The sequence below is a fragment of the Archangium violaceum genome (assembly GCF_016887565.1).
Taxonomy (GTDB): Bacteria; Myxococcota; Myxococcia; order Myxococcales; family Myxococcaceae; genus Archangium; species Archangium violaceum_B.
Map to the genome: position 1 here is coordinate 8,175,910 of NZ_CP069396.1, position 11,903 is coordinate 8,187,812.

The window sequence follows — 11,903 nt, forward strand, 5'->3', positions numbered from 1 at the left end:
CTCACCGGGTACAGGCTCCGCCGTCGATCTCCCGGCGGGCCGCTTCGAGTGACTGGGACAGGTCGGAGATCAGGTCGTCCACGTGCTCGATTCCCACCGAGTACCGGAGCAGCCGCTCATCCACGCCCACGCGCCGGCGCAGCTCCTCGGGGATGTCCGCATGGGTCTGCACCGTGGGATACGTCATCAGGGACTCCACTCCGCCGAGGCTCTCCGCGAAGGCGATCAGCCGGACGTGGCGCAGGAGCGGCTCGACGAGGCGGGCATCCTTCAGCTTGAAGGAGAAGATGCCCGTGTTCCCCGAGGCCTGCTTCTTCTGGAGCGCATGGCCCGGATGGCTCTCGAGACCCGGATGGAAGACGGACTCGACGAGCGGATGCGCCGCCAGCCAGGTGGCGATGCGGAGGGCGTTCTCCTGGTGGCGCTCCATCCGCAGCGCCAGCGTCTTCATCCCGCGCATGAGCAGCCAGGAGTCCTGCGGCCCCAGCACGGCCCCGATGGAGTTGTGCAGGAAGGCGATCTGCTCGGACAGCGCCTTGACCCGCGTCACCACGAGCCCCGCCAGCACGTCGTTGTGTCCGCCCAGGTACTTGGTGGCGCTGTGGACGACGATGTCCGCACCCAGCTCGATGGGACGCTGGAAGAAGGGGGTCATCAGCGTGTTGTCCACGATGGAGATCAGCTCGCGCGCCCGGGCCCAGCGGCAGACCTTGTCGAGGTCCGTGAGCCGCATCAGCGGGTTGCTGGGCGTCTCGATGAGCACCGCCTTCGTCTGGGGCCGGACGTTCGCCTGGAGCTCGTCCAGGTCATTGGTGTCGACGTAGGTCGCGGAGATTCCGTAGCGGGACAGCACCTTCTCCAGCAGCCGGTACGTCCCTCCGTACAGGTCGTGTGAGACGAGCAGGTGCGACCCCTGGCCGAACAGGGAGAAGACGAGCTGGAGTGCCGCCATGCCCGAGCTGCAGGCGAAGCCGGCGTCACCCGATTCGAGACGGGCGATCGCCTCCTCCAGGACGGCCCGCGTGGGGCTCTTCGTCCGCGAGTAGTCGAACCCCGTGCTCTGCCCCAGGCGGGGATGCCGGAAGGCGGTGGCGTGATGGACGGGAACGCTGACCGCGCCCGTCACGGAATCTGAAACGGAACCAATCTGCGCCAGCTGACTTTCGATCTTCATGGTCATCTCCTCCCCCGAACGTTCTGCGCGAGCCGCAGGATGTCGGCCAACACGCCCGCTGCCGTCACGTCACCGCCCGCGCCCGCGCCTCGGACGATGAGCGGGAACTCCCGGTACCGCTCGGTGAAGAACGACACCATCGCCTCCGCGCCCTTCAACCCGGTGGCCGGGTGTGTCGCGTCCACCGCCACGGGGCCCACCTTCACGCGGGGACCCCCGGGCGCATTCGGGAGGATCTGCGCCAGGTAGCGCAGGCTCCTGCCCGCCGCCCGGTAGCGCGCCACCTGCGCGCTCACCTCCGCGTCCAGCGAGGACAGGGCTCGCAGGAAGGCCTCGGGATCGTCCTCGCGGAGGTACTCGCGCGGGACGAGCGGCTCCACGGCCACGTCCTCCAGCTCGAGCTCCAGCCCCAGCTCTCGCGCGAGGATGAGGCCCTTGCGCGCCACGTCCAGGCCCGACAGGTCATCTCGAGGGTGGGGCTCGGTGTAGCCGTTCGCGCGGGCCGTCCGCACCGCCTGGGACAGGGGAACGCCCTCCGTCAGCGCGTGGCAGATGGAGCCGAGCGAGCCGGAGAAACAGCCCTCGATGCGCTCCACGTGGTCCCCGGTGCGCACCAGGTTCTTCAGCGTCTCGATGACCGGGAGGCTCGCGCCCACGGTGGTCTCGTAGTGCCAGGCGCGGAAGTGCTCGCGGGCCTGGTTGAGCAGGGACTCGCGCTCCTTCCAGGGACGCGCGAGCGGTTTCTTGTTGGCCGCCACCACGTGGATGCCACGTCGAAATGCCGCCGCGTAGAGCGCCTCCATCCCGTCCGCCGCGGTGCAGTCCACCAGCACGGGCACGGACAGGCGCGACAGCCGCTCCAGCAGCGGCACCACGTCCGGAGGAGCGCCTCGGCTCGGGGAGACCCCGGCGAGCTTCGCGAGGGCCTCGGCGGGAGGCAGGCCCGCGGGCTCGAAGAGCGCACGCTGGCTGTCCACCAGCCCCACCAGCCGCAGGGACACACCGTGCCGGGCCTTGAGCGTCCTCGCGTTCTCCGCCAGCTGCGCGAGCAGCCGTCCACCCACCGTGCCCTTGCCCACCAGGAGGACGTTGATCTCCGTCTCGGTGAGATTGAAGGCGCTGTGCACGGTGCGCACCGCCACCGCCGTGTCCTCCGCGTCCACCGCGCACGACACGCTGCGCGAGCTCGCGCCTTGCAGGATGGCGCGCACGTTCACGCCCACGCTGCCCAGCGCGTGGAAGAAGCGGCCCGCCACGTTCGGCCGGTGGCCCATGGACTCGGCGACCAGGGTCACCAGCGTCACTGGCGCCTGGGGCGGAGGCACCCTCACCTCCCGCCGCTCCCGCTCGCCCTGGAGCGCGGCCTCCAGCACGGCGTGCGCGCGCTGCGCCTGGGCCTGGGGCACCACCAGGGAGATCGACGGCGCCAGCGCCGACAGAGTGCCACCCCAGACGGTGATCCGCGCCGCGTCGAGCGCCTGCAACACGCGATGCCCCAGGGGCTCGCTGAGCGTGGGACGCAGCGACTCGACATGGAGCAGGGCCAACCGCTCCAGGCTCGTCACGCTGGTGGGCCGGTGAGGATCCGGATTGCCCTCGGCATCGATGCACGTGCCCGGCGCCTCCGGCTCGGTGGTGCTGCGGATGTGCAGGGCGGCCCCGCTCTCCAGCAGCGGAATCATCGTGCGCGGGTGGAACATGCGCGTGCCGAAGTGGGCCAGCTCGAGCGCCTCCGCGTAGGTCATGCGCGGCACGGGGTAGGCGTCGCTCACCAGCGCCGGGTCCGCCGTCATGACTCCGGGCACGTCCGTCCACACCGTCACCTGACGCGCCCCGAGCAGCCACGAGAGCAGCGTGGCGGTGTAATCGGAGCCGTTGCGGCCCAGCGTGGTGGTCCTCCCCTGGTGCGAGCGGGCGATGAAGCCGGTGACGACGGGCACCACGCCCTTCCACCCGGGCACCAGGGACGAGAGCTTCGCGCGGCTCGCCTCGATGTCCACCCGGGCCGCGCCCGCCGTCTCGTCGGTGACGAGGAAGGTGCGCGCATCCACCGGGAGGGCGGGCACTCCCCGGGCCGTCAGCGCCCGCGCCACCAGCTCGGAGGAGATGCGCTCTCCCACGGACACCACCTCGTCGAGCGTGGCCGGCGTGCACTCCCGGGTCAGCTCCACGCCCGTGAGCAACCGCTCGATGGGCGCCAGGAGCTGCTCCACCGTGAGCTCGTTCGCGGAGAGGCCGGAGCCCTCCAGGGCCGTGCCCGCGATGGTCCTGGCGAGGCCCCGGACCCGCTCCAGGTTCGCGTTGGCGTCCGCCGCGTCGCCTCTCGCGGCGGCCTGGGCCGCGGAGATCAACCAGTCGGTGGTATCACCGAGCGCGGACACGACGACCGCGAGCGGACGTTGCGCCTCGGTGATGAGGGAGAGGACGCGCGGCAGCCTTCCAGGCGTGCCGAGCGAGGAACCGCCGAATTTATAGACACGCCAGCCACTGCTCTCGGCGCGTTGCGAGTGTTCACTGCTCACGGATGTCTTCCTTTCGGGAACTGCGTGGGACGGGGAGCCGGGGCCCACGGCGAAAGGCAGACGGTCGAGGAGTGCTCGGGACGTAGCCGTGCCGCGGGGCGCTGTTCAGGTCGGAAACCCGGGCACCCGCGGCTCTTCGGTACGAGAGGTCAGCTTAGAAACGGCTGGAAGCCCATCCTCCCGCGAGCGCGCGCATGCCCGGGCCACGCATGAGCATGGCCTCCATGGACATCGGCATTCGGGTGACAGGACAGGACAAGAGAATCTCCAGACGTGTGGCAAGAGGTAACAACAAGCCCCTCACGCTGTCAATGCCGTGATGCGTGACTTTCAGGTAACCAACAGCGATGGGGCGCGGCGGCGACAGCGGTTACGCTCTCTCCCGATGCCTACCCACTCCACCATCCAGGTCCAGTTCATCGACGCGAACACGGGGCAGTCGCTCGGGGAGACGGAGATGCCCGCCGACAAGCTGCCTCCGAGCTTCGACGACGTCGCGGCCCTCCAGATCGACGACAAGCCCTACGAGGTCGTCTCCGCCGAGCCCAGGACGGCCGCCGAGTACCGCCAGACGGGCACCGTGCGGCTCATGCTCCGGGCCAAGAGCCTCCCGACCGCAGTGAATCCGCGCGACATCCTCTTCTCCCTGCCCACCCTCTGCGATGCGCTTCCCGCGCTCGACGAGGGCTCGACGAAGCAGGGCTTGAACGTGCTCGAGCTGCACGAGGACGACTGGCGGCAGATCGAGTTCGTCGCGCTCACGCTCGAGTCCTCCGTCGAGACCGACCTGCGGGCCGTCGCGCAGATCCACAAGAAGCACTTCAAGGATTCCGGCTTCGACGCCATCCACGTCCGCAAGGCGGTGGCCTCGCCGCTGGAGGGCACCTGGCTCACCCTGGATGACCTGCGGAGCACGCTGGGCCCGGCCGCGACGTGGTTCGATGGCCTCGCCTTCCAGGGCGCCACGGGGCTGATCGCGGGGGGCTTCGCCGTGAAGCTGGCCTCGGGGCTCACGCTGTACGGCACGCAGCGGGGCGGGCGGATCAGCGTCCTGGCCCTGCGCAGCAGGGATGGCACCACGGATGTCGAGGGGGATGCCCGCCTGCTGGCCTCGATCGCCTCCAGGAGCCAGCTGCTGCTCATCGACTGGTGCCGGGTGGAGCAGCTCCCGCCCGTGGCCCAACACATCCGGGACTGGCTGTCCGGACGCTGACCCGCGAATCCCGGACAGTGCGCTCGATGGCGCGGTGCCCAGGACGAACCTGGGTTACCGGGCACCGCCTCCCTGCTCCTCACCCCAGAGGAAGGCCAGCTCCAGTTCGAGCGCCTCGAAGGGCTCGGCGCGCACAGGGGCCATTCCCGAGTGCGTGACGAGCAGCGAATAGCGCGCTCCCTCCAATCGGAGCACCTCCAGCGTGCGCAGTTCCGGATCCATCAGCCAGACGTGCCGCACGCCCTCGCGCGCATACACCGGCAGCTTGGCGGACCGGTCCAGGGCCGCGGTGGAGGGAGAGAGCACCTCGCACACCCAGTCCGGCGCGAGAGTGAAGGCCGCCGTGCGCGGTGGCCGAGGCATCCTCTCGCGGCGCCAGCCGGCCAGGTCCGGCACCAGCACATCCTCGCCCAGGTGTAGCTCCGGCTCGTCGAGGAGGAGCCAGCCGCCAGGACCCCCCCGCCCCCGATCGAACGGACCCGTCAACTCGCCGCCCAACCGAGAGGCCGCGACCGTGTGGGGAGCCGCGGGCCGAGGGCTGACGTGCAGCTCTCCCGCGATGATCTCCCCCACGACATGCTCGGGGAGCGCCTCCAGGTCCGCGTAGGTGGCCGGTCTCCGTCCCATTCCTTCCCCATGTTCCCCGACGCCCGTCTCCGTTTCCATAGGGAGAGGGCATAGCACCCCGATCTGACTTCCCAGGACGGTTCCCGAGGCATTCCCGCCCAGGTCGTTCCCAGGAAACGCCCGGCTACCCGGGCGAGCAGGCATGAAACCGGGTTGAACCTCGGCCCGCGCTGACGCATTACAGGCGGTATATGAGCGACCGCGGCTCCCCCAAGAAGAAGAGCGAGAGCTTCAACAACCCCTTCAAGTCGGCTCTCGCGGACCTCAAGAAGAAGCAGGCCGAGCCGCCCAAGAAGCCCCAGGCGCCTCCCCCGCCCCCCAAGCCGACGAAGTCCAAGCGCTCCCAGGAGGAGGACGACACGTCCCTTTTCCTCTCCGCCATGGACGGCGTGGAGCAGATCACCGAGCGCGGCGAGGCTCCCACTCCCAATCCCCGCCTCCCGGAGATCATCGACGAGAACGCCGAGGCCCTCGCCGAGCTGGCCGAGCTCGTCGCCGGTCAGGGCACCTTCGACGTCGCCGACTCCAACGAGTTCATCGAGGGCGCCGCCCCCGGCATCGATGCCCGGTTGCTGCGCTCGCTGCGCCGCGGCGACTTCTCCGTCCAGGGCCGCCTGGATCTCCACGGCATGACCCAGGCCGAGGCCAAGGAGGCCGTGGACCGTTTCCTCTCCGAGAGCCGCCGCGCCCGCAAGCGCTGCGTGCTCATCGTCCACGGACGTGGCTTGAACTCCAAGGATCAGATCCCCGTCCTCAAGGAGCGGATCGCGGTGTGGCTGAACCAGAAGAGCATCGGCAAGACGGTCCTGGCGTTCGCTACCGCACGTCCGCAGGACGGTGGCGCGGGTGCCGTCTACGTGTTGCTCCGCCGTTAGCTGGACGCCCGGGCGGCTCTGTGCATACATGCCGCCATGGCACGCGATCTCATTGATCTGCACATCCACGTGGGTGGCTCCGTCGCCCCCCACATCCTCTGGTCCATCGCGCACCAGCAGGGCTTCAAGCTCCCGGTCAAGAACTACTTCGACTTCGTCGAGCTCATCACCTCGCGCCCCGGCAAGGTGGGAAGCCTCGAGGACTACCTCAAGATCCTCCACACCTGGACGGAGAAGATCCAAAGCTCGCCGATGGCCATCGAGCGCTCCATCTACGAGATCATCGGCAAGGAGTACCGCGGCAGCCGGGTGACCCAGATCGAGCTGCGCTTCAACCCCATGAAGCGCAACCTCAACTCGGAGCTCGACCTGGACCACATCATCCACGCGGCGCTCCGGGGCATGGACCGCGCGGTGCTCGAGTACGGGGTGAAGGTCGGCCTCATCTTCTGCCTCGCCCGCGAGTTCGATCACCGGCTCAACAGCATCGTCGTGGAGAAGGCCATCAAGTACCGCAACCGCGGCGTGTACGGCATCGACCTGGCCGGCACGGAGAAGAACGCCCTGGAGCTGGAGCCCACCATGGTGCCCCAGTACGAGGAGCTCTTCGCCCGCGCGCGAAAGGCCGGCCTCAAGTGCACCGTGCACACCGGCGAGACCAAGGGCACCGGCGCCGAGGGCGTCATGGCCGTGGTGGAGAAGCTCAAGCCCCACCGCATCGGCCACGGCATCCGCGCCGCCTACGACGAGACGGCCATGAAGATGCTCCGCGAGAACGACGTGGTGCTCGAGCTGTGCCCCACCTCCAACATCCACACCCGCGCCGTGGAGGGCATCGACGAGCTCAAGCACATCATGCGCACCTTCTGGGACCGCGGCGTCAAGTTCACCCTCAACACCGACGGCACCTACCTGCTCGAGACGGACATGGCCCGCGAGGTGGAGCTCGTCGAGAAGAACGGCATCCTCACCCCCGAGCAGGTGGACCAGACGCTCGCCTGGGCCCGTCAGTACTCCTTCATCCCCACCTGAGGTCTATGTACCGCATCGCCCGCGCCCTCCTCTTCCTCCTCTCCGCCGAGCGCGCCCACCGGTTGGGGATGACCCTGTTGCGATGGCTCGGGCACCTGTCGGGGATGTGTCGCGGCATGCGCGCGCGGACGCTCGCCGCCGTCACCTATGACGCCTCGGTGAAGGTGGCGGGCCTGGAGCTCGCCCACCCCGTGGCGCTCGCCGCGGGCCTCGACAAGGAGGCCGAGGCCGTGGACGGACTGCTGGCGCTCGGCTTCTCCGCGGTGGAGGTGGGCACGCTCACCCCTCGGGCCCAGCCGGGCAACCCGAAGCCGCGCCTCTTCCGCATCCCCGAGCACCGCGCCCTCATCAACCGCATGGGCTTCAACAACCACGGCGCCGCCAACGCGGCCGAGCACCTCCGCGCGCGCTCGTGGCACCCCGCCCCCGTGGGAGTGAACATCGGCAAGAACAAGGACACGCCGCTGGAGCGCGCCGTGGACGACTACGTCGCCTGCGTGGACACGCTGGCCCCCCTCGGGGACTACGTGGTGGTCAACGCCAGCTCGCCCAACACCCCCGGCCTGCGCAAGCTGCAGGAGCCCGAGCAGCTCACCGCGCTCCTGCGCGCCGTGAAGGAGCGGCTCTCCCGGGTCGCCCCCGGCAAGCCCCTCTTCCTCAAGATCGCCCCGGATCTCACCCCCGAGGCCGTGGACGAGGTGGTGGACGTGGCGCTCGCGTGCGGACTGGACGGGCTCATCGCCACCAACACCACCATCGCCCGCCCCTTCGAGCACCCGCTGGCGAAGGAGGCCGGCGGTCTGTCCGGGGCCCCCGCGCGCGAGCCGGCCAACGCCGTCATCCGCCGGGCCTTCGCTCGCAGCGGGGGCACCCTGCCCCTCATCGGCGTGGGCGGCGTCTTCACCGCCGAGGACGTGTACGAGAAGCTGCGTGCCGGAGCCTCGGCCGTGCAGGTGTACACGGGCTTCATCTACGAGGGCCCGGGCATGGTGCGCCGGCTGCTCGAGGGACTCGGTCCGCTGCTGGCTCGGGACGGTTTCCGCTCGGTGCGCGAGGCCATTGGGGCCGACCACCGTGTCCCTCCGCCGGCCGCCGCCGTGCCCGAGCGCCAGGCCTCGCACCCCCAGGCCTGAGTCCCTCCGAGTAAAAGCGGGGCGCTCGCCGGATCCTTGGAGTGCAACCGACGAGCGCCCCTCACAGTGCCGTGGCTGCACGGCACGTGAAGATATTCTACTTCCGATCCTCGTCGGACTGCACGTCAAGAGCACCACTGACGGTGCTCACTTCCACGTCGTGCTCCCCGTTGCCGTAGCGATGCTTGGCGGAGCCCAGGCTCACATCACGCCCGTTGAAGTGGCCGCCCACGGAGGAGTACTCCACGTTGGCGCCCGCGCCGCGCGGCAGCTTCAGCTTCACGTCGCCGGAGACGGTGCTCACCTCGGTGTCCGCGAGTGCCTCGGGCGCCAGCTTCACGTTCCCGCTCACCGCGGCCACCTCCAGCTTCCCGCGCGAGCCCTCGAGCGACGCGTCGCCGCTCACCACGGACACGTCCTGATTCCCCGCCACGCCGGACACCTTCACCGGCGCCTCCACCGAGCTCACCTCCAGCGAGGAGTCGCGCGGCACCTTCACCACGAAGTGCGTGGCCACCGGGTCCGAGCAGCCGCGGAGCTTCCCGCAGGTGCTGCCGCAGCACAGCCGCACCGATACCTCGTCCCCGTCCTGCTCCACCTCCACGGGGAACCTGGCGCGCTCGGCCTCGTCGCCCTCCTGCTTCACCTCCACCGACACCGTCTTCCCGTCCGTCGCTTCCACCCGGATGGAGCCGCTGACGTTGGAGATGGTCACCTTCGGCGAGCCATCCGTTTCGAACTTCCAGGACTGCGAGGCGGGAGCGGCGGCCAGGACCAGGAGCAGGGCGAGATTCACGGAGGATGCCTCGTAGGGAAGAAGGTTGTCGCCCTCCCCTACGAGACACCCGGAAAACGATTTCACCCGCCGCGGGCCACCCGCCGGTACAGCGCGTCGTGACGGCGCACCAGCCGCTCCAGGGACAGCTCGCGCTCCACGAAGGCGCGCGCCTCCGCCCCCATGCGTCCACCCAGCTCCCGGTCCGCCAGGAGCCGCCGGAAGGCCCCGGCCATCGCCTCGGGCTGCAGGGGCGGCACCACCAGGCCCCGCTCACCGTCCGCCACCAGCTCCGGATTGCCACCCACCCGCGTCACCACCATGGGCAGCCCCGCGGCCATGCCCTCCATCACCGCGTTGGACATGCCCTCGGCGGTGGAGCACAGCACCCCGAAGTCCGCCCGGGCGTAGATGGCCGGCACGTCCGAGCGGTGGCCCAGGAAGTGGACCGTGTCCCTCAGCCCCAGCTGTCCCGCCAGTCCCTCCAGCTCCGTGCGCCGGGGACCATCCCCCACCAGGAAGGCGTGCAGCACGTGCCCCTCGCCGCGCAGTTGCGCCAGCGCCCGCAGCAGATCCTCCTGCCGCTTCACCGGGTGGTTCATGTTCGCCACGTGCACCACCACCGGCGCGCCCTTCGTGTCCGGCAGCGGCGCCTTGAGGCCCTCGCGCACCCGCGCGCCGAAGCGCTTGAGATCCAGGCCGTTGGGGATGACGGACACCCGCTCCGGCGGCAGCCCCTCCTCCTCCACCAGCATCCGGCGGATGGCCTCGGCGTTGCCCACCACGTGGTCCGCCATCCGCGTGAGGCCCCTGAGCACCTCCCGCCGCGCCGCCCCGTGCCAGTGCGCCAGATCCAACCGTCCGACGATCACCTTCGTCCCCGCCAGCTTCGCCGCGGGCACCACCAGCATCGTCGAATAGAAGTCATGCGCGTGCACCAGCTCCACCCGCTGTTGCCGCAGCCAACGCGCGAGCCGCACCACCTGCACCACCGAGTTGGGCCGCGCCAGCGAGCCATTCAGCGGGAACACCTCTGGAGTGAAGCCCAGCCGGTGCACCGAGTCCATCAGCGGCCCCATGTCCTGCAGGACCCCCAGCTGCACCCGGTAGCTGGAGGGCAGGCCCCTCAGCAGCTCCACCACCTGGACCTCGGTGCCACCGATGTGGAACGACTTGGTGAACTGCAAGAGGCGGAGGGGTTCCTCCGCCATGCGCGCCTCCTCACGCCGCATTGTTCGAGCCCTCCCAGCTCGCCGCCAGCTGCCCCTTCACCACCGGAACCTTCACCGATTCCTCCGACTCCTGCGCCCGGGCGATGCGCTGCGCGCACGCCGCCAGTCCGAACAACACGTAGAGATGTGCCGACAAGATGTAACCGGAGAACAAGTCGCAGATGAGGTAGCCCGCCATGGAGGCCGACAGCCCTCGCGCCAACCACCCCACCCGGCCGCTGCGCGAGGCCTCGAAGGCGGCACCCGTCGCGCCTCCGGCGAACACCAGGAAGAAGAGCAGGCCCACCCAGCCCAGCTCCCCGATGACGTCCAGGAAGATGTTGTGCGCCACGTACGCGCGAGTGGCCTCGGGCGGCGCGTACAGCGGCCAGGCATGGCGGAAGGCACCCGCCCCCACGCCCAGCAGCGGCTTGTCCAGGCTGATGCGCGACGTCACCTGCCACGCGTACACACGGCCCATGGCCGAGGCGTCCTCGTGGAACGTCGCCACCGTCTCGTTGCGCTGCCAGAAGCTCTTGGGCGCGAAGATGGCCAGCCCCAGCGCCAGCGCCGTGCCGATCAGCACCGAGCGCATCTTCCTCTGCTCGCGCATCGCCCAGATGGCCATCGCCACCGACAGACCGATGAAGCCACCGCGCGAGTAGGTGAAGACGATGGCCACCACCGCCAGCACCACCGCCACGGCACACGCGATGCGCCACACCCAGCCGCTCTCCTTGCGCGCCAGGAAGGCCACCGCCAGCGGCACCACCAGCGCCAGGTTCATCGCCGAGCGGTTCGGGTCCGCGTACACCTCCACCCAGTGCGCCCGGTAGCCCTCCACCAGCGTCTCGGGCGTTCCGGTGAGGTACGTGGTGATGACGCCGTGGGACGTCACGATCGAGGCCAGCACCACCGCCCCGCACACCACCGCCAGCCGCTTGGGCGTGGTGACCACGTTCACCAGCGTCAGGTAGATGGCCGTCAGCTTCAGCAGCTCGATGGCGGTGAAGCGCGACACCTCCGGGTTCACCGACCACGTCATCGAGGCCAGCGCCAGCCCCGAGAAGGCCAGCAGCGCCAGGCCTCGCGCGCCGTCGAAGTAGAGCGGCTCCGCGCGCCCCAATCGCCTCAGGGCCATCAACCCCGCCGCCAGCCCCGACGTCAGCAGCGCCAGCCGCAACGGAGCCAGCGCGGGGATCCACGCCTGCGGCACCATGTACATCAGCGCCGCGAAGGCGGTCAGCGCATAGAACGCCACCACATCCCGACGCTCCGCCGTGTCGCCCACGACCATCCCGTCCTCCTCCCGACCGAGCTCCCCGGTGCGCACACCGGGGC

At 69.9% G+C, this 11,903-nt stretch carries 10 protein-coding genes; 4 read left to right on the plus strand and 6 right to left on the minus strand.

Translation table 11 applies throughout. The features are described 5' to 3' along the window. Position 1: 1 nt before the first annotated feature. Both JRI60_RS32535 and thrA read right to left on the minus strand, forming a co-directional pair. On the minus strand, positions 2-1,174 hold the full coding sequence (locus JRI60_RS32535) for an aminotransferase class I/II-fold pyridoxal phosphate-dependent enzyme (RefSeq protein ID WP_275439036.1): 1,173 nt from the start codon (positions 1,172-1,174) through the stop codon (positions 2-4). Between the two features lie 2 nt (positions 1,175-1,176). Continuing rightward, positions 1,177-3,696: a bifunctional aspartate kinase/homoserine dehydrogenase I gene (gene thrA, locus JRI60_RS32540; RefSeq protein WP_204219823.1), complete on the minus strand. Its 2,520-nt coding sequence runs from the start codon at positions 3,694-3,696 to the stop codon at positions 1,177-1,179. A 385-nt stretch (positions 3,697-4,081) separates the two neighbouring features. On the opposite strand from thrA, the gene JRI60_RS32545 reads away from it, so the two are divergent. Continuing rightward, positions 4,082-4,909: a hypothetical protein gene (locus tag JRI60_RS32545; RefSeq protein ID WP_204219824.1), complete on the plus strand. Its 828-nt coding sequence runs from the start codon at positions 4,082-4,084 to the stop codon at positions 4,907-4,909. Positions 4,910-4,963: 54 nt separating this feature from the next. Here the strand turns inward: JRI60_RS32545 and JRI60_RS32550 are convergent, their stop codons facing one another. Beyond that, a complete protein-coding gene (locus tag JRI60_RS32550) occupies positions 4,964-5,536 on the minus strand; it encodes a Uma2 family endonuclease (protein WP_204219825.1) in 573 nt (190 codons plus the stop codon). A 191-nt stretch (positions 5,537-5,727) separates the two neighbouring features. Between JRI60_RS32550 and JRI60_RS32555 the strand changes: the two genes are divergently transcribed. From JRI60_RS32555 to JRI60_RS32565, 3 genes are read left to right on the plus strand one after another with little or no spacing between them, the layout of a single operon-like run. After that, positions 5,728-6,411, plus strand: coding sequence for a Smr/MutS family protein (locus tag JRI60_RS32555; RefSeq protein WP_204219826.1), 684 nt, complete (start codon positions 5,728-5,730; stop codon positions 6,409-6,411). A gap of 36 nt (positions 6,412-6,447) precedes the next feature. Beyond that, the gene (locus JRI60_RS32560) at positions 6,448-7,443 is read left to right on the plus strand and encodes an adenosine deaminase (RefSeq protein ID WP_204219827.1); all 996 of its coding nucleotides are present in this window, start codon (positions 6,448-6,450) and stop codon (positions 7,441-7,443) included. 5 nt (positions 7,444-7,448) lie between these two features. Further along, positions 7,449-8,576 carry a quinone-dependent dihydroorotate dehydrogenase gene (locus JRI60_RS32565; RefSeq protein WP_204219828.1) on the plus strand — a complete coding sequence of 376 codons (1,128 nt, stop codon included), beginning with the start codon at positions 7,449-7,451 and terminating at the stop codon, positions 8,574-8,576. 97 nt (positions 8,577-8,673) lie between these two features. Here JRI60_RS32565 and JRI60_RS53650 read toward each other — a convergent pair whose 3' ends face one another. The 3 genes from JRI60_RS53650 to JRI60_RS32580 all read right to left on the minus strand — a co-directional run bounded on the left by JRI60_RS53650 (position 8,674) and on the right by JRI60_RS32580 (position 11,859). Further along, a complete protein-coding gene (locus JRI60_RS53650; protein ID WP_239469835.1) occupies positions 8,674-9,372 on the minus strand; it encodes a DUF4097 family beta strand repeat-containing protein in 699 nt (232 codons plus the stop codon). 62 nt (positions 9,373-9,434) lie between these two features. Continuing rightward, a complete protein-coding gene (locus JRI60_RS32575) occupies positions 9,435-10,583 on the minus strand; it encodes a glycosyltransferase (protein WP_204219829.1) in 1,149 nt (382 codons plus the stop codon). After that, complete coding sequence (locus JRI60_RS32580) at positions 10,573-11,859, minus strand: O-antigen ligase family protein (RefSeq protein ID WP_204219830.1); 1,287 nt, start codon at positions 11,857-11,859, stop codon at positions 10,573-10,575. The genes JRI60_RS32575 and JRI60_RS32580 overlap by 11 nt, the downstream gene beginning before the upstream one ends. Between the last annotated feature and the right edge of the window lie 44 nt (positions 11,860-11,903).

Excerpts from the sequence above, each read along its gene's own strand:
- JRI60_RS32535 (WP_275439036.1), bottom strand. The coding sequence starts at position 1,174 with ATGAAGATCGAAAGTCAGCTGGCGCAGATTGGTTCCGTTTCAGATTCC.
- JRI60_RS32545 (WP_204219824.1), top strand. The coding sequence starts at position 4,082 with ATGCCTACCCACTCCACCATCCAGGTCCAGTTCATCGACGCGAACACG.
- JRI60_RS32550 (WP_204219825.1), bottom strand. The coding sequence starts at position 5,536 with ATGGGACGGAGACCGGCCACCTACGCGGACCTGGAGGCGCTCCCCGAG.
- JRI60_RS32555 (WP_204219826.1), top strand. The coding sequence starts at position 5,728 with ATGAGCGACCGCGGCTCCCCCAAGAAGAAGAGCGAGAGCTTCAACAAC.
- JRI60_RS32560 (WP_204219827.1), top strand. The coding sequence starts at position 6,448 with ATGGCACGCGATCTCATTGATCTGCACATCCACGTGGGTGGCTCCGTC.
- JRI60_RS32565 (WP_204219828.1), top strand. The coding sequence starts at position 7,449 with ATGTACCGCATCGCCCGCGCCCTCCTCTTCCTCCTCTCCGCCGAGCGC.
- JRI60_RS32575 (WP_204219829.1), bottom strand. The coding sequence starts at position 10,583 with ATGCGGCGTGAGGAGGCGCGCATGGCGGAGGAACCCCTCCGCCTCTTG.
- JRI60_RS32580 (WP_204219830.1), bottom strand. The coding sequence starts at position 11,859 with ATGGTCGTGGGCGACACGGCGGAGCGTCGGGATGTGGTGGCGTTCTAT.